Raw genomic sequence first — 23,409 nt, forward strand, 5'->3', positions numbered from 1 at the left:
GAATTATACACGTGCGTGCATGGGGGTTCGACTGAAACCTGCGTAAGTGTATGGTAAGGAGAATATGATGCTGGTCAATCATTTGGAGTTAGCGTTAATTGAGTCCTTGGGTTCAGGCGTGACACGTTGGGAAAGCAAAGGTGGTTTAGCGTTTATTAAAATAGAGAACTCCTTGGCTACTTGTTGGGTATCGCTCCAAGGTGCACAGGTTCTCAGCTATATTCCCGCTGGCCAACCTGATCTTCTATGGTTGTCCCATAAAATGATTGATAGACCGGGTGTGGCGATACGGGGAGGAATTCCTATTTGCTGGCCATGGTTTGGTAAAGCTGAATCAGCAAGCCTCCCCAATCATGGATTTGCGCGTACTGCTCAATGGTGTTTGGATGATGCTACTGTCACCGATTTCCACCGACTTTCTTTTTCCCTAGCAAGTAATGAATATACCCAGTCGATGTGTAGCCGTGACTTTCACTTGTCATTAGAGGTTACGGTTGGTGATGCTTTAGGTCTTGAGCTGATTACCAAAAATACCGGTGATGCGCGTTGGGGGGTGGGCGCTGCTTTGCATAGCTATTTTGCTGTGGAGCAGTTATCCCAGTCTATGGTTGAAGGGTTAGGTTGTTCTGCAATTGATGTTCAAACATTAGAAGCGAGCCGTTTTCCTGAAGTATTTGTTCCAAACCCTGGCTTAGATAAGTTATTTGTGGAAGCGGAACCGTTATTAACGCTGCATCAACCTCATAGTTTGTTACATATTGAGCAGGATGGTTATAACACCTCAGTCTGCTGGAATCCGGGGGAGTTGGGTGCCGCGAAGCTTGCGGATATGTCCGAAGATGATTGGGAGTCGTTTGTTTGTATTGAGTCTGTTATTAATCAAAGGCAGGAAGCGATTTGGCTGGATTCTGGGCAGATCCATAGTTTGAGTCAGGTGATTAGATATACACCCGTATAGCTTATAGAGATATAAAAGCCCTGTTTTAACAGGGCTTTATAGGATAAGACACAATCTACTGACGTTGGTCGAAGTCGACGACTACTTCATCAGAGATAGGGTGGGCTTGGCAGCTTAGGATATAACCTGCATCAATCTCGTGCTGTTCGAGACCATGAGTGATGTCCATATCGACTTCACCTTTGACCACTTTACACTTACAAGTTGAGCAAACACCTGCTTTGCAGGAGTAAGGTAAATCCATACCATTAGCCATACCAGCATCAAGAATGTTTTCACCTACGGTGGCTAAGTCGAACATGACTGAACGGCCATCCGCAATCACAGTTACCTTGCTCTGTTTTTCTTCACCGTATTCGGCAATACGCTGTTGCGCTTTTTCCAGAATAGCTTGTGAGTCTGCTGAAGAGTTTGCAAACAGTTCGTAGTGGATCTGTTCGTCGCTCAGACCCTCGGCGCGAAAGCCGCGGGATACTTCAGACATCATCGCTTCAGGACCACAGATAAAGGCTTCATCTACCGTTTTAATATTAATCAGGCCTGCTTTTTGTAAGGCGTAGCCTTTTTTATTATCGATGCGACCGTTGAGCAAATCGGCGCCCTGATCTTCGTAATCCATAATATTGATCCAGTGGAAGCGATCCATATAACGGTTTTTGACGAAGTTTAGCTCATCCTTGAACATCACAGAGTTGCTGCGGCGGTTACCATAAATAAGGGTAACTTTACTGTTTGGCTCAATGTCTAACGCAGACTTGATAATAGACAGCATAGGCGTGATACCTGATCCTGCCGCAATACACATGTAGTTTTTAGCGTTTTCTGCTTTTAACTCAGAGTAGAAGCTACCTTGAGGGGGCATGACCTCTATGTCCATGCCTGGTTTAAAGTTGTCATTGGCAAAGTTGGAAAACTTACCATTTTTAACGCGTTTAATACCCACGCGCATATGGCCATCGGTGACACCTGAGCAGATCGAGTATGAACGGCGAACATCTTCACCGTCAATCATAGCGCGTAGAGTCAGGAACTGGCCCTGAATAAATGTAAACTTCTCTTTTAGTTCTTCAGGTACTGCAAAGGTTACACAAATCGCTGTGTCCGTTTCTGGCTGCACATCGGCGATTTTTAGTGTGTAGAAATTGGTGTCAGACATCGCTTCACCTATATCTTTTTAAAATAATCAAATGGTTCGTTGCAATCGTTACACTGAAACAGTGCTTTGCACGCAGTTGAGCCAAATTCACTGACCCTTCGAGTATTACGGGAGCTGCAATGAGGACATTGCGCATGGGCATCCGGTGTCAGGCCATCATCGTCAAGGTCTGCATCTTCAGGTGGTGCAATACCGTAATTCCTGAGCTTTTTACGACCTTCTGGCGACATCCACTCTGAACTCCATGCAGGTGATAATGACATCTTTACGATGACGTCATCATAACCTGCCTCGTTCAGCGCTTTCTTTACATCGGTGCTGATATTATCCATGGCTGGGCAACCTGAATAGGTTGGCGTGATGGTCACAATGATACGACCATCTTCACGGCTAATATTGCGCAAAATCCCTAAGTCCCAAATGCTCAGTACCGGCACCTCAGGGTCTTTAACCGCATCGAGCAAGTCCCATAAGTCTTTTACATCAGCGGTATTTCGCTGCTGCAAGCGTTGATACTGCTCTTCTGGCATCAGTGAGATTTCATTCATACTGGTTTACCACTCGCAACCTGGGTGAGAGCGATGTACGATCTGCATCTCTGTCAGCATGTGGCCTAGGTTCTCGGTGTGATAGCCTGTGCGGCCTCCGCGAACAGCCCAGCTATCTTCTGGCACAGTCAGCGTTGCCTCTGTCAGAATATCGCTAACCATTTGTCGCCAAGCTCCATGCAGTTTAGAAACATCTACGCCGATGCCGTTATCAGCCAGTAACTGCTCAGTTTCATCCATATCGAACATCTCATGGGTGTAGCCCCATAATTGTTCGACTGCTTTTTGAGTACGCTTATGGCTTTCTTCGGTACCGTCACCTAAACGTAAAACCCAATCACGGCTGCGGCGCAGGTGATACTTTGTTTCTTTGATCGCTTTAGCGGCGATGGCAGACAGGGTTTCATCTTTTGACTGTAATAGCTCTGGCAGTACCAAAGTGTAGTAAGCATCAGCAAATAACTGGCGAACTTGGGAATATGCGAAATCGCCTTTAGGCATCTCCATCAATAGCAAGTTGCGGTATTCGCGGTCGTTACGCATATAGGCGAAGTCATCTTCGGTACGGCCATCATTTGCCAGTTCAGCAGCATAGGTATAGAACATACGGGCACGACCGATATAGTCCAGCGCTACGTTGCCGTAAGCGATGTCTTCTTCTAGGAAGGGACCGTAGCTGACCCACTCAGAGATACGATGACCTAGTACAACAGAGTCATCACCGAGGCGGGTAGTATATTCAAGCGTTGCAGCTTTGATATCACTCATTCTTATATACTCCTGCCAATTACATGTTGTTTACTGGATCAGGTAGCACGTAGTAAGTGGCGTGACGATAGGGTTTGTCATCGCTTGGGTCGTAAAAGCTCTCTGCGTCATCTTCCTGAGAAGAGCAGATGTCGTTAGATTTAACAACCCAGATGCTTACGCCTTCACTACGACGGGTATAACAGTCGCGTGCGTACTCTAACGCTTGCTCATGATCTTCAGCATGAAGGGAGCCAACGTGTTTATGATCAAGGCCGCGCTTAGAGCGAATAAATACTTCAAATAATTCTAGTTTTTCAGTGATATTGGTCATGATGCATCCCCCTTACGCAGCATTCTGTGCTTTTTTAGCTCGTTTCTTTTCGTTGTACGCTGTGATGGCGTCACGTACCCATTCGCCCTCATCATGGGCAGCAACGTGGTGTTCAATGCGCTGGCGGTTACAGTGACCGTTGCCGTTGATTACACTCCAGAATTCATCCCAGTTCAGATCGCTGCTATCAAAATGGCCGCGTTCTTCATTCCACTTGATGTTTTTATCTGGGTGTTCAAGGCCAAGTACTTCTATCTGCTTGACCGTCTGATCAACAAACTTCTGGCGAAGGTCATCGTTTGTCTCACGCTTGATTTTCCACTCCATTGATTTTTGAGAGTGTGCTGATTCAGAGTCATGAGGACCAAACATCATGAGCGCAGGCCAGTAGAAACGGTTGAGAGCATCTTGTGCCATTGCTTTCTGTTCTGGGGAGCCTTTGGCCAGTGCCAGCATCGCTTCGTAGCCTTGGCGCTGGTGGAAAGATTCCTCTTTACAGATACGGATCATGCCGCGCGAATAAGGGCCATAAGAAGTACGTTGCAGGGATACTTGGTTAACAATAGCAGCGCCATCGACTAACCAGCCAATTGCACCTACATCTGCCCACGTTAGCGTTGGGTAGTTAAAGATGGAGGAGTACTTTGCAGTACCACTTTGCAACTGTTCTATCATCTCAGAGCGTGAGATACCTAATGTTTCACAAGCGCTGTATAAATAAAGGCCATGTCCCGCCTCATCCTGAACTTTGGAGAGCAGAACAGCTTTACGGCGTAGGGAAGGCGCGCGAGTAATCCAGTTACCTTCCGGTTGCATGCCAATAACTTCTGAATGCGCGTGCTGAGAGATCTGACGGATCAGGTTTTTGCGGTAAGCATCTGGCATCCAGTCTTTGGGTTCAATCTTCTCTTCTGCTTCGATCTTACGCATGAAATTTTGTTCTTCGGGGGTCATCATTCTGCTCTCCGACTTTCTGGTTCTTGTTTCAGGCTATGAAACTTATTTTTATCTTCATAGCTGTTTGCGTATCAGTTTGTTAGTTCGACCTATAGGCGCTTTGCTTGCGTTTAAGGCCCACAGCTTTGATAGATTAAATGTACCTCGTAATTAAAATAAATGATACATAAAATTACAATAAAATTTAAATTAATGTATCGCTTTGATAGTTGGAAAAGTTGTCTTCTCCAATAACGACTGTCAATCGATGTCTTGGAGAGAGACGCACTTACCCGCCGAGCTTTTTTTCATCTCGGGAAAAGGTCTTTTATTTCAGCAAGTAATTGCAGATTAGCGCTGTGCTAGCAGATGAGGGGTGTCTGAGATAATGCTATGAACGCCCATATTCCAGAGAGTCTTAGCATCACTTTGTTGGTTGCAGGTATAGACTAAAAGATCATATCCGACCGCTACTATATCATTTGCTTGGGTTGGATTTAGTAGGTTCCAGTCGCAATGAAGGCTGGCAGCACGCAGTTGTTTCTGAGTATTTAACCAATCGTTATCAATCGTCTCGTAGAGGGTTCCGAGTAATTGATGGCTGTCGGCTTGGCGGTATTGGTGCAAAAGTTCATGATCAAAGCTGCTAATAAGTATCGGAAAACCGCTGCGCCAATAAGTTTTGATAATAGGCAAGATTTGCTTAATGACGAGGCAATACTCAATGCCTGTTTGTGCTTTGAGTTCTAAATTAAGCCCCATATCCAGTTCAGAAAGTAGTGTTAAGGCCTGCGAAAGGGTAGGTATTGGCTCATGACGAAACTGCTCGGAAAACCAACTTCCTGCATCAATGAACTGGAGGTCAGCAGCAGTAGAATGACAGAGCAGGCCGCTGTGGTTTGAGCATCGATCCCAGCTGTCATCATGGCAGAGGACGACACATCCGTCGCCTAATAGGCTGGCATCTAATTCAACCCAGCGAATACCATAGCGGTGTGCCATGCGAATACTGGCAAGCGTGTTCTCAGGGGCGAGAGAGGCCAGCCCTCGGTGGCCAATAACGGCGCTTGCCAGCATAATCTTGTCCGAGTCCTAGAATTCGACTTTAGGTACTTGCTTCACTTGGGCGGCTTCTGCTTCATCCAGTTCAAAGAACTCCATCTTGCTGAATCCAAAGCGCTGAGCTACCAAGTTAGATGGGAAGCTATCCACCATAATATTTAAATCTCGCACAGAGCCATTATAAAAACGGCGAGCCATCTGGATATGGTCTTCAAGTTCTTTAAGTTGTGCTTGAAGGTCCAGAAAGTTGGTATTGGCTTTAAGGTCTGGGTAGGCTTCTGCTAGGGCAAAAAGTTGGCGCAATGCACCACTTAGCGCCATTTCTGCTTGGGCGGTAGCCGCAGCACCCGATTGCCCTACCTGGACAGCGCTATTGCGGGCATTGACGACTTTTTCGAAGGTTTCTTGCTCATGGGTGGCGTAACCTTTAACCGTCTCTACCAGATTAGGAATCAGGTTATGTCGACGCTTAAGCTGTACTTCTATACCGCTCCAAGCTTCTTCGGATCGTGTACGTTTATCAACCAGTCCGTTATACAGACTAATAATATAAAGCGCGAGAGCAACAATGAGTCCTACTAGGACAGACAATGTAATCACAGGGTATCTCCTCTACCTGCGGTTAAAATATAGCTAAACCAAGATTCAGCTGAGTATAACAAACCAGTGTAGCGATCATGAGCTGAATTTTACCAGCCGCCGCCACCTCCGCCGCCACCTCCACCACCGGAGGAGCCACCACTAAAACCGCTACTGCCTGAGGATGAGGGAGGCGTCGCCGATGAGGCGATTGCACTACTTAACCCACTGCTTAGAGAGGAGGTCATCGTAGAGAAATGGGGGCCTTGCTGCCCATGATACCATCGTAAATTTTCTCGCCCTTCGTTGGCTGCTTTTTCCATAATCTCAGTGAATTGATCCCCCCATTCATTCTCTACACCCAATGCGATTGCATAGGGAAGATAGCGTTCGAACAGCTCGGGTGTTTTTTTAGGTGGGTGCTGGAAATTCAGCAGGTCTTTTTCTGCAACACTCAGGTATAAGCGGAACCCTTCGATTTGATCCATTAGCTCTCGGCCTGCAACTGTTGGGGCCTTGAGGAGCCAGTGAAACAGAGCGAGTAGGCCGCCAGCTACAATACAGTACAAAAGAATCGCTTTGCCATTGCTATCAAGCATATCCAAAAGATGTGAACCAATGTTGAAAGTAAACACAGCAAAGACAATAGGAATAAGCGATGCCAGTGCACGAAGTGCTAAACGAAGCCCTGTGTAGCGGTGGCGTTTTTCTATAAAGATACGCAGGGCGTTCACCATACCTGCGGTGAGCCCGCCTAAGAAGATACCAAATCCGGCAGCTTCAGCATTATTATCAACGAGTACTAAAACGACAAAGAGCCCGAGTGCTAGCAATACACTTACGACAAAGCTACCGATATTATGGCGAAAATTTTTGGCGCCATGCTCCGCTTTTAACGTGCTTTTTAGAGCGCTGTAAGCTTTTTGTATTTTGCTGTCATATTTATGACCTAGCGAGACGCTCTGAGCATCTGAAGCAAATAGGAGTGTAGCTAGCTTTTGTTCTCCTGAGCTTAATGGCTCTGCCTTAGTATGGGTTGAACTTCCTAAGTGACTAAGCTGGAATCCACCTGTTGTGTCCGACTCTTTGATGCTCAAATAGCCCTTAATCGCCATATTTATGGTAGCGGCGGTAAAGGCGCTAGGCTTCATTTTCTGATCGAAAATATACTGGCAAGCGGCTGGGGATAATCCTTCAGGGGGGGTGAATAAGGGGATGATGGTGCCCGACGCTGGGTCTCTGCCAACTTGGTGCCAGCGAACTAACAAGAAGGCGAAGACAATAACACCGCTGATTAAGGCGAGCAGGCTGGTTAAGTGATCCATCAACCACCAATGAATGGTCTGGCTGCTTGAAGGAGGAAAGATGACGCCTTTATTCCAAGCCGCAACAATCGTCATGCCTTCATAAGCGTTTAATGACTTGTTTAGAGTGTACCGCACTTCAAAGGGAAGCGGCTGCTCTATGTAAACGTCAGAGGTTTGGCTTCCTTGGCGGCCGTTGTAGGCAGTAAATTTGGTTATATTCGCATCGGTGGGCAGTGTTAACGTGGCTGTTGCCTTCTCTATTGGAAAGCTAAAACCATGACCGATGGCATTAAAATATAGCTCATCTCGGTGTTCAAAGAATTGTATTTGGCGATCTGTTTTATATAACAGTTCATAGGTGTGCTCACCTTTGGTGACGTAATTACGTTTGTCGCCAATATAGACCCGAATACCATTACTGCGCTGTTCGGTATGGTAGGGTTCTGATTGCCCATCACGTTTAATGTCGATGACATCGAAAGATGTTTGATACCGTGTTCCATCGGGCAAGTGGTAGATCGTTGGGAAGTCGCGGTATATGCCTCGTCGTATTGAGGCATGCTCGGCATTGACGGTTATTTTTTCAGTGATTAGCAGTGTGCCATCCCTTTGTACAAGGATGTCTGTTTGGTAATCCAGAATTTTCTCCACAGCAGCGACTTTGCCTGCACAGAGCATCAGTGTGAGTAGCAACAGTAGGTAGCGCATACACAAGTCCTTTGATATGCCTTATTGGTAGGCGGCTGCGGTAATAAACTCATTAAACGACTCGCACCAGATGATAACGGAGGTGTAATCATCAGGCCGTACCCCTTCGGGGATTCTGATCAAGAAGTTATTAAACGTTTTAATATCACCTACTTGTACCATAGACGCTTTGTTTCGTAAAAAGTCGGCTTCTGTTTCAACAAATGTGGGCGAGAGATAAAGTTTGTAAGCGGGGCCTGGAGCAAGCTCTCCTTTTAAGGCGATTGAAGAGTGTGTGATAATGACTTTACCTTCTCCCCAGTGCAGGAAATCACTGCCTGCTAAGTCCTTTGTGAACTCACCACTATAGCGTAAATCTTGTTCCAGTTGAGTAATCTGGTGGGTATTTGGAGCGTTGGGCGCCATTAGAATAGGTAGCGCATAGATACCTCCCAGAAAACTTAAAGCGGCGACGAAAAGGTGCGAAACGCAAAGTAAAAAGAATTTTCCCATAACCGCCTCTATTTATTTTTTATGAGAGCATAGAGGAGGTTGTGCGCAATTACAAAAGTCATTGTATTTCAGGAGAATGGTGAAGATAAGCTCGATAGTGCGATGGGGTAAAGTATTTTCTGTCAGCATGGTAAACAGACGATCTCACACTAAGTAGAGGGAATTAATTCCTATAATTTTTGTCGATAGGTTAGCGAAAATAATCTGTCAGGAGTCAACATGGATACACGCAGCTTACTGGATCAGTTTCTTAAAGCGGGAACCGATATGCTTCAGGGAACATCAACAAGTCAGTCATCCTCTCAGCAAAGTGGAGGTATTGGTGATTTGTTATCAAAGAATAGCGGAGGTTTAGTGGCTGGTGGTGTGTTGGGCTTACTATTAGGCAGTAAAAAAGGGCGTAAACTTGGTGGCCAAGCACTTAAATACGGCAGCTTGGCGGCATTGGGGGCCGTTGCCTATAAAGCTTACAATAACTGGCAAGCGCAGCAGGCATCGTCTGGAACACCTGCTTCGGCCTCTCAAGCATCTGTTCCCTTAAGTGAATTACCTGCGCCAGCAGTGGAACAGCACAGTCGAGCAGTCCTCTGTGCCATGATCGGTGCAGCAAAAGCTGATGGGCACATTGATGACAAGGAGCGTTCACTGATTGATGAAGGTATAGCAAAAATGACAGATGACCCTCAATTACTAACATGGCTAGAACAGGAGTTGCATAAGCCTCTGGATCCTGCCGACGTAGCGCTTCATGCACGTTCTCCGGAGATGGCTGCAGAAATGTATCTTGCCAGTGTGTTAGTCATTGATGAAGAAAGCTATATGGAAAAGGCTTATCTTGAAGAGCTGGCTCGGCAACTGTCCATTGAGCCAGCACTGAAAGCGGAATTAGAACGCCAAGCTGCCTTGGGGTAGTGTGAGTAAAATTAGCTGTGTACTCAGGCTTCGTTTGCAGTGCTTATGCGTTCCCTCATGTACGCTCTTTCAATAAATATAAGAGATACTGAGGGAACCATAACGCTGAGGATCATCTTGCGTTTCAAACTCTTTTGTACGGTATACGTGAGCAAACGAAACCTTCCAATTGTCATATACGGCTGCTATTCCGATAGCAGCATCAGCAACAAAAGGTTTTTTCTGGACGGCGTGACTGTCCTGATAGGAGTTACCATCTAGAAATATGTTATGAATCACCCAGCGGCCGTCGATAGACATAAATGCATGGGCACCCCAACCTCGTTTTTGGTTATACAGCTTGTTACCAGGGGCGCTGTTATCACCACCGGGACGTAATGCAGAGGTACCGAAATCATCGGGTAAGTTAAACCCGAAACGGACTTCCGCACCGCTATTAATATAGGTGGCTACATTGCCAAGGCTGCCGCCAAAATGGGTGATGACATCATATTCGGTATTGCTATAGAACCTGTCTTTCTGAATTCGGTTTTTATGCTCATAGACGATCTGTATTCCCGGTTCATTTTCAAGTTGGTTATGCCAGCCATCAAAGCGTTCTATGCCGCGCGTTCTATGCACTAGATCTTGTGCTTCTTTAGCAAGAGAGGCAGGGCCTACGACACCGAGGTTCAGCTCGACAGAGTTTAGTTTGTTGGCTGTTTTTGCATGATAGCCGAATCCTGCATAAAGCCACCCCGCATAAGGACGGTCGTCGGGATCGATAGTGACTCGTTCGCGATCTTCGGGTGTGTACATCTGCTGGCCAATCGTGAACACTAAATTACGTTGTACGTTATCAGTCACTTTTTCTTTCACGGGGTAGAGAGGGACAAACCAACGATTAATGTCCCGAAAAACCTCGGGAATGTTAGGGTCATAAAGGTAGTTGTCTAAGTCAGGTGATACCCATGACAACCGAATACCGTTTGTGTAACTTTGATCGGTATCGGCGAATAGATCATTTTCAAAGTAGAGATTATGTGTCCAAGGGGCTGCGTAAGATGCTTGGGAAGATAAGCCGATCAAAGATAGAAGTGCTATTGATACCTTATTGTGCATGTCTAAAAAAACGCTCGCGTGATGGGGCGTCGTATTAATAGGCGCCACGTAATAAAAAATAACAATATAAAGACAAGAAGAGCTATCCGTTCAACCGGTATGCCGACAAGTGCCATGCTGTCAGGCAGGCAGTCATGCTTGCCCACAATAAATTGTTCAATATCCTGCAAATAAGGTGAGTTCAGCAGCCATTCCTGTAAGCCTGTATCACACAGCAGAGGCGGTGCTTTTTGGGCGGTTAACCAAACATAACGCCCAGCTGTGGCTAAACCGATACCTGCGATTATTAAGCTCAAAAAGGCGAGAAGACGTTGCCCGAAAATCCAAGGGTTTAGTATGAAGGCGATCAAAAATATCCCGCTGATAGATAAAAGGCATAAGCGCACGATTTGGCATAGGGTGCAATCAATCGCTGAAAGTTGCTGGTCAAGTACTATAGTCGCGTAACCTAGAGATACTCCTGCAATGAACAGGCCCAGCAAATTTAGCCTTCGGTAGGAAAACAGCGCATCATCTATATGTCGTTTCACAGGTGACCTTCAGATTCTAGGGATGTTTTTATTATTTTTGATACCAATGGCCGTCAGTGTGTCGTAGATAATTGCCTTTATCAGCTTTTTCAAAGAGCTTCTGCCCAACCCGTGCTTCGATAACCTCGATTTGGACACCGGCTTTTTGTGCTGCTTGGGCATAAGCGGCTTTACGTTTTTGATTAATAGTGGCAATTAACTTGGCTGTTTCGGTATTGGCGGATGGGCTGACGCTCGCTAAATAACCTGAAGGCGTTTCTCCTACCAATCCGCCAGCTTTAGCTTCGTCCAACGACAGTGCCCAAGCTGAGGGTGATAACAGCAAACAAAGTAAGGCGAAGCGAGATAGAGGAACCGTTATATATTTATACATGTCACGTCCTTAAAAAAGATCACTCTTATCATTAAGAAGGTCGTCAATTTCCCGATCAACCTTGACTAATATCTCATGCTCGATTTTGACATTGAGATTGATGGTTATAGGCTCATTAGGTACAGCAACCTGAACCTTTGGGGAGCATCCCATTAACAACGAGCCACTTAGCAGTAGCCCGGTCAGCCATAGGTGTTTTTGTGACATGGAAGTCTCCGTTATACATTCGTATTAGGGCTTACGGTAACGCTTCTCTATGCTTTCCGTCAAATTATCTGCAAATTGCAATGTTTTCAGAAGTTTAAGGACATTTTCCTGAATGTTGACTGAGAAGTTCACAGCTTGTCCATTGTTCCAATCAGGGTTTTCACCTGAGAGTTGTGTTTTAAGTAAAAGTGCGCCATTGGGAGCATAATTTACCTCAGCATTAAGCACCCGATAACGAAAATTGGATAGTGCATCTAAAGCAAGACTTAAACCAGTGTTATTTTTTGCTAAGGCTTTAACGTTACCGTCAGGCTGGTATCTAATCATTCCAGGCCCGCGACTTTTTAAGGCGCCTGCGGTTATCCGAAAGCCTTGATGGTTTAATCGAAGGGGGAGATTAACATCAAGAATACCTTCTCCGGATAAACCGGGCTGCCTTTCCAATTGGAGCAGCGCATTTAAAGAAAGTTCACGTAAAGTAATATTTGTACTTAAATTAGGATCTGATAAAACGGTGTAAAATGGCTCTGCGGCGAGTGTGCCCCCAAGCAGCTGTGCTGAAAGGGTAGAGACATCCGCTATGGTGTGAGGTGAACCAATCTTATTGAGCCGATAATCGATCTGAATATTTTCCAGAGGTAGTCCTACCGCTAGCGTTTTAATGCGAAGTGTTCCTTTATCATCAATGCGATCGCCGCGTAAGTAGGTAGTACTCCTCAACTCAGTATTAAGGAGTTGTACCTGTTCATAGTTAATATCCAGCTCGGTAATCGCGTGATTGATCGTGCCGTCTAATCGACCACTGAACCATTGGAAGCGGCCGTTATGAGTATAGTTTCCTCTTTGAATAGAGAAGTTTTCAGGTATCTCTTTGACAGGCAGATAAGGTGCTAGCAAACTTAAATCGGTTGCCAATGGGAACTCTTTCAAGCGCCACTGGGCGTCAATAATTTGCTTGTCAAAATTAGCAGCAATACTGATGGCGGTATGTAAGGGTAGGTCGAGCGCTGAGACTGCTAGCGCTGTATCGACTTTAGGCCAGCGAACGTAACTTTTCCCTTGAAGAGTGACCGGAGGAAGTTGGTTACCCGCGACCTTGGCTTTGACACTTGGTAACTGTATATCAATAGTTGCATGTAGTTTTTGTAGGTCAATCTCGTCGATTGAGAAGGTAGCCGGTTGCAGTGTAATCTGGTGGTCGGGATGGGATAGATTCTCTGGCTCTACGATCAGTTTAAATGGCTTGGCATTTGAAGATTGATCAATATTCGCTTGTAACCCATCTGGCAAGTGCAGTGTCAGTTTGCCAAGACGCCAGTTATCGTAGTGTAGCTGGTTGAGGCTTACGTGACTTTGCTTGCTCAGTTCGATGTTTAAGCCTGAGGCAAGGTTAAAGCGTGTATTACCCGATAGCATCAGTGATGTGGTCTTTGCTTCCTTAAACGGGAGTTGGACTTGAGCTTCTAGACTATAATCTTGATCAATATCTAAACTGAGTAGCCATCGGTTAAGGCTATCGCGTATTTGGTCAGGAAAAGATATATGAGAGGTGCCGTTGTAGTGCCCTTGTGTGATGCTAAGGGGTATTTCAAAACCTAAGGGCAGGCGTTTGGCAATCTCCAGTGTGTCCTTAAGATTTATATCGTGTAACAATGAAAACTGAATTCTCCCATCCTTGGTTTGAAATTGGCCGACGGAGGTCAGTGTCGTGGTATTGGCATCGTCAATGATATTGAATTGCATGCGATTCAAATCATCCAGAATCAAGTCAGTCCGTGCAATTGCTTTATCATCAATGGTGGTCATTACGCGGGTAAGTAGCTGTTCCTGTGTTAAATAGACATTACCTGTAAATCGAAAATCTGCTTGCTCAGGCCCGTGCCAATGGATACTAAGTTGTCCAATCACTAGCTCCTTGGAAGGGGCAAAATCAAGCCATTGTTCGGGTAGCAATTGAATGAGGTCAAAACCAGAGAGTGCTGTATCTTCTTCAGGGGGTGCTGATTGAGCCCCCGTCATTTCGATATCAAGTTCTGCAAGAGGGATTTCAATACGGCTCAGTTCGCCTTTAAGCAGCAGGTCCCAGGGATCGTAGTTAATCGAGATGGGCCCAGCTGATAGTTTCGAAACACGATTATCTGTAATTTTTTCAACACGTAGTTCTGAAATTAACAGAGCTTTAGGGCTCGGATACTCCACGGTAAACACGGGTTTTTGGAACCCTTGTTCTAAGAGCCATTGCTCTACCACATATTTTGCAATACCGGGTAAGGAGGTATAAGCCAGTACGGGTAAAATAATGAGCAGGACAAGAGAGGTAGCGAGCCACTTTTTCACAGGATGTACCTACTAGAAGATTAAAGTTCAGCCAGCATGATGTCGTCGAGCCTCTCAATGGCGATTTTGATACGAAAAATTAAATCGGTGTATTGATCAGTATCTTGCTCGATATCAATATCGCTGAGGCGATCAGCCGTTTCGTCCAACGTTTCACCGTGTGCGACAATCTGCTGGTCCCGCAGATACCAGTGGATCAACCCTGTAACTTCAGCAGCGCTGGACACCTCTTCCAGATTATCAAAGAGAGCGTCTCGAACAGCGCTCAGTTGTTGCATACGTGGGGTATTATCATCGGTATCAACGTAGAGGCGCAGTAATTGATCGGCATTTTCAATGGCTATATCGTCTACCCACCAAGTCATCAGCGTAGCTTCCTGACAACGTTCAAGCCATCGCGCACGGTTAAAAAAACGTTTTCCATATTAGGGTCGGCTGCAATCAAGCGGTTGGTTTCGACCAGTGCATCATCAATATCGGATTCCGGTTGCAGCACTTTTCCAGACCAGAGTACATTATCGAGAATGATTAAACCTCCGGGGCGGGTTAGTTCTTTAACCTTCAAATAGTAATTGAGGTAGTTACGCTTATCAGCGTCAATAAACGTAAAGTCCAGAGGGCCATCCAGTTGCTCTGCTAAGGTTTCAAGTGTGTCTAAGGCGCGCCCGAAAATAACCTCAATTTTGTGGCCATGCTCGCTACGATCAAAAAATGTTTGTGCATAATCAATAGCACGTGGGTTGGTCTCGCAGCAAATAAGCTTGCCTGTTTCGGGCATCCCTTCCGCAATGGATAAAGCAGAGTAGCCGGTAAACATGCCTATCTCCAGAGCGCGTTCTGGTTGGTGAATCGCACTTAGCATTTTTAGCGTACGGCCAACGAGGCGTCCTGATAGTTTTTGCGGCCAGCCCATGTTTTCGTTGGTGCCGTCGATCAGCTCTTGAAGCAGAGGGGGCTCTTCACTTGTATTCAGGAAGGCGTAGTCTTCAATAGCTTCGTTAACCAGATACTCCATTACTGCAGGGTCTCACTTGTCTCAATTAATAGGAGGTTTCAGCTCATCAACGGCTGAACACCCAAAACGCAATCATAGCATTTTCTATAATAAGGATAACGCTACTACACATCATAACTGCCATGTTGGCATACTAACTAGCCGCTAATTCCTCTACAATTCGATTTTGTTCAGCTTTATTGGAGTAAATATCTGTGGATCCTATGATTACCTTCCTGATTACGGGGTTTGTTTCTATGTCGGCAGCGCTCAGCGCAGGGGCAATTAACAAGTTGCCTGAAGAGAAAAAAGTGGGCAGGTTAGCTGAAAAAAATACTCAGGTAGCCTTTGTTTTAGCCGGTAACTTAGCTGCATTGACATTGATTGGTGCTCTGGCTTTTGGGGTTCGTCAGCTTGAATGGTGGATTCCATTACTGTGTGTCTTTGTGACCTTTCCCGTTGTACATATCTTGATTATGCAGCGCTTGTTAGGTGATGTTAAAAACCTGATATTGATGACACTGCTGGTGCTTATCTCAATTCCGACGCTCTATTATTACTGGTAATGCCCTTGTTTGAGACGCTAATCAATCGGTGGGATACAGCGACGGCAGTCATCGTGTTCTTAGCTGTTGCTACACCTTTGATTGTCATGTTCTTGGTTATGCGTGCAGGTTGGGTGCGTCTTGCACAAGACCGAGAGCAGCAGTTGCACGAAAGCCAACTAAAAACGGTTCAGTTTACTGAACGTTTGGCGGTGATGGCTAAACTTGAGCGCATGGTTGAGGATCTGGAGTATGAGCGTAGCGATCTTCGTGAGCAGTTAGCGATTCGACAGGCGCAAGTCGCCGAGTTGGATGCCCGTTTGCAAGCCGATAGAAAAGCTAGTGATGAGAAACTTCAACTGTTAACGGATGCGAGAGACCAGTTACGTCAGGAGTTCCAAAATCTTGCGAACCAAATCTTTGATGAAAAATCCAGACGCTTTTCAGAGTCCAGTCGAAAAGAGATGGGGATGATGCTGACCCCATTAAAGGATCAGTTAGGTGAGTTTAAACGCCGGGTTGAAGATGTGTACGATCGCGAAGCAAAAGATCGCCGCGCCTTACATGCAGAGATCAGCCAGCTCAAACAGCTCAACCAGCAGATGAGTCAGGATGCGATTAACCTGACCCAGGCGTTAAAAGGTGAAAGTAAAACTCAGGGTAACTGGGGCGAAATTATTCTAGAGCGGGTACTAGAAGAGTCAGGCCTACGCAAAGGTCATGAGTATGAGGTGCAGGTATCCCTTCGTGAACAAGAGCAGCGTTATCAACCCGATGTCATTGTTCACTTACCTGATGGTAAGGATATCATTGTGGACTCAAAAGTATCCCTGACCGCTTATGAAGCTTATTGCAGTACTGAATTGGCGTCTGAACGCCAACAGCACTTACGTGCCCATACGCTCTCCTTACGAAACCATATACGAGGTCTAGGCGATAAAGCCTATCAAAAGCTTGAGGGCGTTCGGTCTCTGGATTTTGTCTTAATGTTCGTACCGGTAGAGGGGGCTTTTCTTCTGGCACTAGAGCATGATCCACAACTATTCCGATTTGGGTTTGAGCGCAACATTATGTTGGTTAGCCCAGCAACGTTGCTGGTGACGCTTCGCACGATTCAAAACATCTGGCGTTATGAGCACCAAAGCCAGAATGCTCAGGAGATTGCCCGCCGTGGTGCAGAACTCTATGACAAATTTGTTGGGTTTGTTGAATCATTAGATGATGTCGGTAAACACCTGACCAGAGCACAGCAGTCGTATGATATTGCTTATAATCGCATGAGTACTGGGCGAGGCAACTTGGTACAGCAAGCGGTTGAACTTAATAACCTAGGAGTAAGCGGTAAAAAAGAGCTACCCCGAAAACTCACAGAAGGTGCTGTTTCAGCTGCGACAAAATCGCGCATGTGACATCGTGTCACTGTGTTCTAGGGAACTTTATTTTTATGATCCGGAAAACCTTTTCGGAGAGTAAATTAATGTTCATGCCTTTTCCCCTTCGCCAGAGCACGGTTGTTGTCAGTGCTTTATTGTTACAGGCTTTTCCTGCATTAGCGCAAGATCTGGTGGTTAAAGATAGCGTTACAGTCACGGCTACTCGAGAAGCGAGAGCTTCAGCAGATGTGCCGGAAAGTATTGCCGTGATCGGCGGTGAACGTCTTGAGCAGGAGAAGATGTTCAATGTCTCTGATGCGCTAAAGGGGACGCCCGGCGTGCTTATCCAATCCAACAACGGTGCCTATGATGCTCGGCTTATTATCCGGGGTGCGGGTTTAAAGGCGAATTACGGTATTCGTGAGATCATGGTGTTACGTGATGGCGTACCGGTCACCGACCCTGATAGTTTCACTCGCCTGGACTTTATTGATACGCAGGATATCGAGCAAATAGAGATTACTAAAGGTCCGGGCAATATTTATGCGACAGGTTCTGCAGGGGGGGCGATTCAGATTCTTTCCAAATCCGTATTCGATGAACAACAGGATCAGATACGTCTAGGTCTGGGGGAGCAGGATACGCGCAATCTTCACTTAAGAAAAAGTGGATTCTCTGAGTCGGGTAATGCGTTAGCGCTAACCTACTCTCATCGGGAAACAGAAAATAACTGGCGTCATTGGAATGAGTTCCAATCCGACCAGCTTGGTGTAAAAGGTGGTTTGTTACTCTCGGATGAAAGTGAGCTTGAGTTAGAGCTGAGTCTGACTAAAGCGGATGTACAGCTGCCAGGTGGGATGACCGAAACTCAGTTTGAGCAGTTTAAAGAGACAGGAAAGCAAGAAGGTAACAACTCTGCATTTAAGCATAGCGGCCGTTATTCCGAGATAATCTTTGCTAACAGCCGCTATACCCGAGCATTAACGGATAACACCGATTTTATTCAACGGCTCTATATCAACCATTGGTCTCATTATCATCCAGTCACCGGTGCAATAAACGATACGCCAGATGTAACTATTTTTGGTACAGACTTAGAGATTCGCCATCAACACACGCTTCTGGGTAATGACAGTTTAGTAGCTGGGATCACTGTTCGGCAAGATCGGGATGATGGATCAAAAAAGTATGCCTACCGCGATTATCTGTCTAGCTCAAGTGGTCGTATGTTAGCAACGTTATCTGATGAAAAAGGTGATTGGTTAGAGACCCAAGATACGACGAACACTGTTATTGGGATGTTTTTTCAGGAAAGTTTGAAACCCACCGAGCGTTGGTTAGTGGACGCTGGTTTTCGTTTGGATCATATCAGTATTAAGCAAGAGACGCTAAGTAGCGATACGGCTTATAACTATGGCGCGGGGCGTTATGTCACTATCCCCGGTAGTGGCGGTTATAGCGAGCTTGATAAGTCCTTTACACTGTTTTCTCCGCGATTGGGTGTGAGCTATCGTCTGAACCCTCAGTTTTCGTTGTTTGGGAATATCGCGCAGGGTGAACAAGTACCCTTCTCCAGCGAACTTGAATCCAATCATGATTTGAAAAGTGCGACCAATCGCAGCGTCGAGTTCGGTGTAAAAGGGCGTGCTGAAAACTGGCAGATGGACATGTCTATCTATTTTACAAAAGTAGATGATGAAATTATCGCGATTTTGGAAGATGGGAGAACCATTTATCAAAATGCCGGTAGTACGGATAAAAAAGGGCTGGAGCTACAAGGGCAGTATCAACTCTTTAATAACCAAATAGGCAGTTTGTGGCTGGGTGCAAGCTATGCCTATAGCGACTATCAATATGATGCGTTCCAAGAGACTGTAAGGGTAGCGGGGGGCCCAACAAGTTTTGATCGTACGGGTAATCAATTACCTTATGTTCCTAATCACCAGTTTGGTCTATCCGCTAGCTATCAGCATCCAAGTGGTATTAAAGCGCGTTTGCAAGCCGATACGTGGGGTGAATATTATCTGGATAATGCTAATACAGAAAAGTATGGGGGCTACGATATGGTGACCAGTTTGAATTTGGGCTATAGCCAAGGCCCACATGCTGTCTCCTTAAATGTTCAAAACTTATTTGATCAACGCTATGCTGTCGAGGTGAAAAAGGATACCAGCGGTAAGAAGTCTTATACGTCTGGCTCCCCAAGAACGGCTATGCTAAGTTATCGCTATCAGTTTTAAACGTGGATAACGTATTTTAAAAGCATGTGAAAAGCTGAAATATTTATTGTTATCTAGTAACTATTGGTTGCAAAGCGCAGTACACTTCGCACAATTGCAATAAGGTAGCTGGTAGTATTCAGCTGTTAACTAATAATCCATCTATTAAAAGGTCGGAAGATGCGTTTTCACTTCCCCATCGTCATCATTGACGAGGATTTTCGCTCAGAAAACACCAGTGGCTCAGGTATCCGTCAGTTAGCAGACGCGATGATTGCCGAAGGTATGTATGTAGAAGGTTATACCAGCTACGGTGATTTAACCTCATTTGCGCAGCAACAAAGCCGCGCGGCAGGTTTTATTCTTTCGATTGATGATCATGACTTTGATTCAGATAGCAATGCCGATATCTCTTTAGGGCAACTGCGGGCTTTTGTCGGCGAGATCCGTCGTCGAAATCAAGACATACCCATCTATTTGTATGGTGAAACCCGCACTTCCCGGCACATTCCAAATGATGTGTTACGTGAATTACACGGCTTCATACATATGCATGAAGATACGCCAGAGTTCGTGGCTCGGCATATCATCCGTGAATCTAAATCTTATTTAGATACGTTAGCGCCGCCTTTTTTTAGAGCACTCACTGATTATGCACAGGATGGTTCTTACAGCTGGCACTGCCCGGGCCATTCGGGGGGCGTTGCTTTCTTGAAATCACCGGTAGGGCAGATGTTCCATCAGTTCTTTGGTGAAAATATGCTGCGGGCTGATGTGTGTAATGCCGTCGATGAGTTGGGACAGTTACTTGATCATACAGGTCCGGTTGCTGCGTCAGAGCGTAATGCAGCGCGTATCTTTAACTGTGACCATTTGTACTTTGTGACAAACGGCACATCGACCTCGAACAAAATCGTCTGGCACTCTACTGTCGCACCCGGCGATATCGTGGTGGTAGATCGTAACTGCCACAAATCGATTCTACATGCCATTATGATGACAGGGGCTGTACCGGTATTTCTGATGCCGACCCGAAACCACTATGGCATTATTGGTCCGATTCCGCGAAGTGAATTTGAACCTGCCAATATTCGTAAAAAAATGTTGGCTAATCCGTTCTGCCGTGAAAAGTTAGCTGAGAACCCAGACGTTAAACCGCGTGTGTTGACGATCACCCAGTCCACCTATGACGGCGTTCTTTATAATGTTGAAGAGATTAAGACGCTCTTGGACGGCGAAATAGACACATTGCACTTTGATGAAGCTTGGCTTCCTCATGCAGCGTTTCATGATTTTTATGGGGATTACCATGCGATTGGGGAAGGTCGACCTCGATGTGATACCTCCATGGTGTTTGCAACCCAATCTACACATAAATTACTAGCAGGGTTATCTCAGGCTTCACAAATTCTGGTGCAAGATGCGAATCAGAACTTATTAGATCGCGATGTATTTAATGAAGCTTATCTGATGCATACCTCAACCAGTCCTCAGTACGCGATTATCGCATCCTGTGATGTGGCGGCGGCTATGATGGAAGAGCCCGGTGGCACTGCGTTGGTCGAGGAATCTCTGGCTGAAGCGCTTGAGTTTCGTCGAGCCATGCGCAAGGTTGATGAAGAGTATGAAGATGATTGGTGGTTTACAGTCTGGGGCCCGGATGATCTAACGGACGAAGGCTTAGATGAGCGTGATGCCTGGATGCTAAAAGCGGGTGAAAGCTGGCATGGCTTTGGTGATATTGCTGAAGGCTTCAACTTACTGGATCCTATTAAAGCCACGATTCTAACACCGGGCCTGAACGTAGATGGTGATTTTGCAGAGGAAGGTATTCCGGCGGCGATCGTCGCTAAATACTTGGCTGAGCATGGTGTCGTCATCGAAAAGAATGGCCTTTACTCCTTCTTTATTATGTTCACGATCGGTATCACCAAAGGGCGTTGGAATACCATGATCTCTGCGTTGCAGCAGTTTAAAGATGATTATGACAAAAATGCGCCTTTATGGCGGGTGCTCCCCGAATTTATTGGGCAGTTCCCGCAATATGAACGTATAGGGCTAAAAGAGCTATGCCAGCAGATACATGATGTTTACCGCCAACATGATGTTGCTCGCTTAACCACAGAAATGTATCTGTCTGACTTAGTACCTGCGATGAAACCGGCTGCTGCTTTTGCGAAAATGGCACACAAAGATATCGAACGTGTGCCATTAGATGAGCTTGAAGGTCGAGTGACTGCGGTTATGTTAACACCTTATCCGCCGGGTATACCTTTGCTGGTTCCAGGGGAGGTGTTCAATAAAATTATCGTGGATTATTTACGTTTTGCTCGGGTGTTTAATAACAACTTCCCTGGCTTTGAAACTTATGTTCATGGCTTGGTTGCAGAGAAGGTTGATGGAAAAACGATCTACTATGTGGATTGTGTGTCGGTAGACTAATACGTAATCAAATCTGCCTGAAAACGCCGAGTTCATGCTCGGCGTTTTTGCATGTTAAATGAGCCGATAATCTATTGTAAGCACGACAGATGTTGGTGGCGTTGTAGCTAATTGTCGAATAGGTAAGGATGATTGTATGGCCTTGAGGGTGGCATTTTTAAAAATATTCTGGCCCGATATCCACTCCATATCCTTAAAACTGCCATCAGGGTTGAGCTTGAGGCGAAAAGTGACACTTCCTTCTATATTCCGCCTTACCGCAGGACGTGGGTATTTTTTATACCGGTTTATCTGGTTGATCAGATAGGACAGATACTGTTCGCTTTCATGCTGTGTGGCCCTTGGTGAGGTGGACTGCTGCGTTGTGGCGTGGGTCACTTGCGCAGTAGCGACCGGCTTAGATGGCACTGTCGTAGAAGTCTTTTTGCTGTGTGATTGGTTTTTGCTTGTAACCGGTGCTGTCTTGGGCTTGTTCTTTAATGTTCTTTTAGGCTGATCACTTTGTGTGATGAGCTTTTTATGTGGCTGCTCAAGCTTTGGCGATGGTAAAACCTGTTGAGTAGGCTGTGGTACAGGTTTAGGTGTACTCAGACTTTTTGCTTGAGGCATCAAGGATGGGCGAGCTAGCGTTACGTTGATCGACTGCGGTGTGATAGCCTGTGTTATCTGAGGATCAACGTTCACTATAGGTGTATGGTTGAGATAAAACCAAAGTGTACTGTGCCCAAGGAGTGAAACCGCTAGGCCTTTCATAAGAGGATGAGATATCACAGCCTGATGTATGCTCATTATCCAGGAATGCCCCTTATCATCGTGCTGATCGCTACGGCGATTAAGAGCAGGCCACCGATACGCGTCAACGTCGTTTTCCAGTGATTCAGGTGATGTCGCAACTCCTGTCCTACTAAAGCAACGCCAAATTGGACGAGTAGAGAAGGGATTAATACAGCGCCCATACCAAATGCCAGAGCGAGGAGTCCGCCAAAGAGTGGATCACCGTTTTGTGCGGCCGCTGCTAACAATGTCATCAGTGGGATGCAAGGGTTTGCGGCAAGGGATGCACCTAACAGGAAAAGCTGAGTCGGATGTTTCTGGGCTAATGCAGGCCGATCCGTAGCAATCAGTAAGTCAGTGTTGTTAGTACGACTATGATAAAGAGTAGTTTTTGCAGCCGATGTGTTTGCTGTGGCAAACGTTTCTTTTGGGGTGATGGCGCAGTTAGTTGTCTCATGCTTAAAAAGCATTCGAAAAGCCAGCCAAAGTGTAATGCTGCCGACCACAATTGGGAGTGCTGGGTGTTTTAAATAGCTTTCTATAAAGGCACCTAACAAGGCAGCACTCATGCCTATCAGGATATAGCCGGTGAGCCTGCCAGACATAAAGGGGAGCACGACAGTGCCTAAAGCTCGTTCGGATGAAGGGCCCAATAGCACAGGGCCCAGATAAGGTAAGCAAGTTAGATTACAAGGTCCGCTGCCAAAACTCAGTCCAATCAGGAAAGCCGATAGAAAAGCAGAGAAGCTCCAAATGGCGTCTAGTTCGCTCAATA

At 45.9% G+C, this 23,409-nt stretch carries 24 protein-coding genes; 6 read left to right on the forward strand and 18 right to left on the reverse strand.

All coding sequences use genetic code 11. The features are described from left to right. The first annotated feature begins 67 nt into the window (after positions 1 to 67). Positions 68 to 958, forward strand: coding sequence for a D-hexose-6-phosphate mutarotase (locus F0U83_RS05145; RefSeq protein WP_170221924.1), 891 nt, complete (start codon positions 68 to 70; stop codon positions 956 to 958). A 55-nt stretch (positions 959 to 1,013) separates the two neighbouring features. On the opposite strand, the gene paaE is transcribed toward F0U83_RS05145, so the two are convergent. The 9 genes from paaE to F0U83_RS05190 form a co-directional block, all read right to left on the reverse strand. Next, positions 1,014 to 2,114, reverse strand: coding sequence for a 1,2-phenylacetyl-CoA epoxidase subunit PaaE (gene paaE, locus F0U83_RS05150; protein WP_138988845.1), 1,101 nt, complete (start codon positions 2,112 to 2,114; stop codon positions 1,014 to 1,016). Positions 2,115 to 2,122: 8 nt separating this feature from the next. Further along, positions 2,123 to 2,662 carry a 1,2-phenylacetyl-CoA epoxidase subunit PaaD gene (gene paaD / locus F0U83_RS05155; RefSeq protein WP_138988846.1) on the reverse strand — a complete coding sequence of 180 codons (540 nt, stop codon included), beginning with the start codon at positions 2,660 to 2,662 and terminating at the stop codon, positions 2,123 to 2,125. Between the two features lie 6 nt (positions 2,663 to 2,668). Then, positions 2,669 to 3,430, reverse strand: coding sequence for a 1,2-phenylacetyl-CoA epoxidase subunit PaaC (gene paaC, locus F0U83_RS05160; RefSeq protein ID WP_138988847.1), 762 nt, complete (start codon positions 3,428 to 3,430; stop codon positions 2,669 to 2,671). A 19-nt stretch (positions 3,431 to 3,449) separates the two neighbouring features. Continuing rightward, positions 3,450 to 3,743: a 1,2-phenylacetyl-CoA epoxidase subunit PaaB gene (paaB, locus tag F0U83_RS05165; protein ID WP_138988848.1), complete on the reverse strand. Its 294-nt coding sequence runs from the start codon at positions 3,741 to 3,743 to the stop codon at positions 3,450 to 3,452. A gap of 12 nt (positions 3,744 to 3,755) precedes the next feature. After that, entirely contained in the window at positions 3,756 to 4,697 is a 942-nt protein-coding gene (gene paaA, locus F0U83_RS05170; RefSeq protein ID WP_246077900.1) for a 1,2-phenylacetyl-CoA epoxidase subunit PaaA, read from the reverse strand. A gap of 333 nt (positions 4,698 to 5,030) precedes the next feature. Beyond that, positions 5,031 to 5,756 carry a glycerophosphodiester phosphodiesterase family protein gene (locus tag F0U83_RS05175; protein WP_138988850.1) on the reverse strand — a complete coding sequence of 242 codons (726 nt, stop codon included), beginning with the start codon at positions 5,754 to 5,756 and terminating at the stop codon, positions 5,031 to 5,033. A 15-nt stretch (positions 5,757 to 5,771) separates the two neighbouring features. Then, positions 5,772 to 6,341 (reverse strand): LemA family protein, encoded by a 570-nt coding sequence (locus F0U83_RS05180; RefSeq protein WP_246077888.1) that lies wholly within the window; start codon positions 6,339 to 6,341, stop codon positions 5,772 to 5,774. A gap of 89 nt (positions 6,342 to 6,430) precedes the next feature. Then, positions 6,431 to 8,335, reverse strand: a complete 1,905-nt coding sequence (locus F0U83_RS05185; protein WP_138988851.1) for a DUF2207 domain-containing protein — start codon at positions 8,333 to 8,335, stop codon at positions 6,431 to 6,433. A 21-nt stretch (positions 8,336 to 8,356) separates the two neighbouring features. Then, positions 8,357 to 8,827, reverse strand: coding sequence for a DM13 domain-containing protein (locus F0U83_RS05190; RefSeq protein WP_138988852.1), 471 nt, complete (start codon positions 8,825 to 8,827; stop codon positions 8,357 to 8,359). A 219-nt stretch (positions 8,828 to 9,046) separates the two neighbouring features. Here F0U83_RS05190 and F0U83_RS05195 point away from each other — a divergent pair, with 219 nt between their 5' ends. Next, positions 9,047 to 9,739, forward strand: a complete 693-nt coding sequence (locus tag F0U83_RS05195; protein ID WP_138988853.1) for a tellurite resistance TerB family protein — start codon at positions 9,047 to 9,049, stop codon at positions 9,737 to 9,739. A gap of 69 nt (positions 9,740 to 9,808) precedes the next feature. Here the strand turns inward: F0U83_RS05195 and F0U83_RS05200 are convergent, their stop codons facing one another. From F0U83_RS05200 to F0U83_RS05230, 7 genes are read right to left on the reverse strand one after another with little or no spacing between them, the layout of a single operon-like run. Then, positions 9,809 to 10,840 carry a lipid A deacylase LpxR family protein gene (locus F0U83_RS05200; protein WP_138988854.1) on the reverse strand — a complete coding sequence of 344 codons (1,032 nt, stop codon included), beginning with the start codon at positions 10,838 to 10,840 and terminating at the stop codon, positions 9,809 to 9,811. Positions 10,841 to 10,842: 2 nt separating this feature from the next. Beyond that, on the reverse strand, positions 10,843 to 11,370 hold the full coding sequence (locus F0U83_RS05205) for a disulfide bond formation protein B (protein ID WP_138988855.1): 528 nt from the start codon (positions 11,368 to 11,370) through the stop codon (positions 10,843 to 10,845). A gap of 31 nt (positions 11,371 to 11,401) precedes the next feature. Then, entirely contained in the window at positions 11,402 to 11,743 is a 342-nt protein-coding gene (locus F0U83_RS05210; RefSeq protein ID WP_138988856.1) for a YdbL family probable chaperone protein, read from the reverse strand. Positions 11,744 to 11,752: 9 nt separating this feature from the next. Next, the gene (locus tag F0U83_RS05215) at positions 11,753 to 11,950 is read right to left on the reverse strand and encodes a YnbE family lipoprotein (RefSeq protein WP_138988857.1); all 198 of its coding nucleotides are present in this window, start codon (positions 11,948 to 11,950) and stop codon (positions 11,753 to 11,755) included. A 24-nt stretch (positions 11,951 to 11,974) separates the two neighbouring features. Beyond that, complete coding sequence (locus F0U83_RS05220) at positions 11,975 to 14,287, reverse strand: intermembrane phospholipid transport YdbH family protein (RefSeq protein ID WP_138988858.1); 2,313 nt, start codon at positions 14,285 to 14,287, stop codon at positions 11,975 to 11,977. Positions 14,288 to 14,307: 20 nt separating this feature from the next. Continuing rightward, positions 14,308 to 14,652 carry a hypothetical protein gene (locus F0U83_RS05225; protein ID WP_138988859.1) on the reverse strand — a complete coding sequence of 115 codons (345 nt, stop codon included), beginning with the start codon at positions 14,650 to 14,652 and terminating at the stop codon, positions 14,308 to 14,310. Then, a complete protein-coding gene (locus tag F0U83_RS05230) occupies positions 14,652 to 15,302 on the reverse strand; it encodes an O-methyltransferase (RefSeq protein WP_138988860.1) in 651 nt (216 codons plus the stop codon). Before F0U83_RS05230 ends, F0U83_RS05225 begins: the two co-directional genes overlap by 1 nt. A 203-nt stretch (positions 15,303 to 15,505) precedes the next feature. On the opposite strand from F0U83_RS05230, the gene F0U83_RS05235 reads away from it, so the two are divergent. The 4 genes from F0U83_RS05235 (at position 15,506) to F0U83_RS05250 (ending at position 21,860) form a co-directional block, all read left to right on the forward strand. Next, positions 15,506 to 15,847, forward strand: coding sequence for a hypothetical protein (locus F0U83_RS05235; RefSeq protein WP_138988890.1), 342 nt, complete (start codon positions 15,506 to 15,508; stop codon positions 15,845 to 15,847). Positions 15,848 to 15,852: 5 nt separating this feature from the next. Then, positions 15,853 to 17,235: a DNA recombination protein RmuC gene (locus F0U83_RS05240; protein WP_246077890.1), complete on the forward strand. Its 1,383-nt coding sequence runs from the start codon at positions 15,853 to 15,855 to the stop codon at positions 17,233 to 17,235. Positions 17,236 to 17,303: 68 nt separating this feature from the next. Then, positions 17,304 to 19,439, forward strand: coding sequence for a TonB-dependent receptor (locus tag F0U83_RS05245; protein WP_138988862.1), 2,136 nt, complete (start codon positions 17,304 to 17,306; stop codon positions 19,437 to 19,439). 159 nt (positions 19,440 to 19,598) lie between these two features. Beyond that, positions 19,599 to 21,860 carry an arginine/lysine/ornithine decarboxylase gene (locus tag F0U83_RS05250; protein WP_138988863.1) on the forward strand — a complete coding sequence of 754 codons (2,262 nt, stop codon included), beginning with the start codon at positions 19,599 to 19,601 and terminating at the stop codon, positions 21,858 to 21,860. Between the two features lie 54 nt (positions 21,861 to 21,914). Here the strand turns inward: F0U83_RS05250 and F0U83_RS05255 are convergent, their stop codons facing one another. Both F0U83_RS05255 and F0U83_RS05260 read right to left on the reverse strand, forming a co-directional pair. Beyond that, positions 21,915 to 22,649, reverse strand: coding sequence for an energy transducer TonB (locus F0U83_RS05255; RefSeq protein WP_138988864.1), 735 nt, complete (start codon positions 22,647 to 22,649; stop codon positions 21,915 to 21,917). Beyond that, positions 22,649 to 23,407 carry a sulfite exporter TauE/SafE family protein gene (locus F0U83_RS05260; RefSeq protein WP_246077892.1) on the reverse strand — a complete coding sequence of 253 codons (759 nt, stop codon included), beginning with the start codon at positions 23,405 to 23,407 and terminating at the stop codon, positions 22,649 to 22,651. The genes F0U83_RS05255 and F0U83_RS05260 overlap by 1 nt, the downstream gene beginning before the upstream one ends. Between the last annotated feature and the right edge of the window lie 2 nt (positions 23,408 to 23,409).

It is taken from the genome of Neptunomonas concharum, from assembly GCF_008630635.1.
GTDB lineage: Bacteria > Pseudomonadota > Gammaproteobacteria > Pseudomonadales > Balneatricaceae > Neptunomonas > Neptunomonas concharum.

Bases quoted from the DNA above. Each gene is read 5' to 3' on its own strand.
- F0U83_RS05145 (WP_170221924.1), top strand. From the start codon at position 68: ATGCTGGTCAATCATTTGGAGTTAGCGTTAATTGAGTCCTTGGGTTCA.
- paaE (WP_138988845.1), bottom strand. From the start codon at position 2,114: ATGTCTGACACCAATTTCTACACACTAAAAATCGCCGATGTGCAGCCA.
- paaD (WP_138988846.1), bottom strand. From the start codon at position 2,662: ATGAATGAAATCTCACTGATGCCAGAAGAGCAGTATCAACGCTTGCAG.
- paaC (WP_138988847.1), bottom strand. From the start codon at position 3,430: ATGAGTGATATCAAAGCTGCAACGCTTGAATATACTACCCGCCTCGGT.
- paaB (WP_138988848.1), bottom strand. From the start codon at position 3,743: ATGACCAATATCACTGAAAAACTAGAATTATTTGAAGTATTTATTCGC.
- paaA (WP_246077900.1), bottom strand. From the start codon at position 4,697: ATGACCCCCGAAGAACAAAATTTCATGCGTAAGATCGAAGCAGAAGAG.
- F0U83_RS05175 (WP_138988850.1), bottom strand. From the start codon at position 5,756: ATGCTGGCAAGCGCCGTTATTGGCCACCGAGGGCTGGCCTCTCTCGCC.
- F0U83_RS05185 (WP_138988851.1), bottom strand. From the start codon at position 8,335: ATGCGCTACCTACTGTTGCTACTCACACTGATGCTCTGTGCAGGCAAA.
- F0U83_RS05190 (WP_138988852.1), bottom strand. From the start codon at position 8,827: ATGGGAAAATTCTTTTTACTTTGCGTTTCGCACCTTTTCGTCGCCGCT.
- F0U83_RS05195 (WP_138988853.1), top strand. From the start codon at position 9,047: ATGGATACACGCAGCTTACTGGATCAGTTTCTTAAAGCGGGAACCGAT.
- F0U83_RS05200 (WP_138988854.1), bottom strand. From the start codon at position 10,840: ATGCACAATAAGGTATCAATAGCACTTCTATCTTTGATCGGCTTATCT.
- F0U83_RS05210 (WP_138988856.1), bottom strand. From the start codon at position 11,743: ATGTATAAATATATAACGGTTCCTCTATCTCGCTTCGCCTTACTTTGT.
- F0U83_RS05215 (WP_138988857.1), bottom strand. From the start codon at position 11,950: ATGTCACAAAAACACCTATGGCTGACCGGGCTACTGCTAAGTGGCTCG.
- F0U83_RS05225 (WP_138988859.1), bottom strand. From the start codon at position 14,652: ATGACTTGGTGGGTAGACGATATAGCCATTGAAAATGCCGATCAATTA.
- F0U83_RS05230 (WP_138988860.1), bottom strand. From the start codon at position 15,302: ATGGAGTATCTGGTTAACGAAGCTATTGAAGACTACGCCTTCCTGAAT.
- F0U83_RS05235 (WP_138988890.1), top strand. From the start codon at position 15,506: ATGATTACCTTCCTGATTACGGGGTTTGTTTCTATGTCGGCAGCGCTC.
- F0U83_RS05245 (WP_138988862.1), top strand. From the start codon at position 17,304: ATGTTCATGCCTTTTCCCCTTCGCCAGAGCACGGTTGTTGTCAGTGCT.
- F0U83_RS05250 (WP_138988863.1), top strand. From the start codon at position 19,599: ATGCGTTTTCACTTCCCCATCGTCATCATTGACGAGGATTTTCGCTCA.
- F0U83_RS05255 (WP_138988864.1), bottom strand. From the start codon at position 22,649: ATGAGCATACATCAGGCTGTGATATCTCATCCTCTTATGAAAGGCCTA.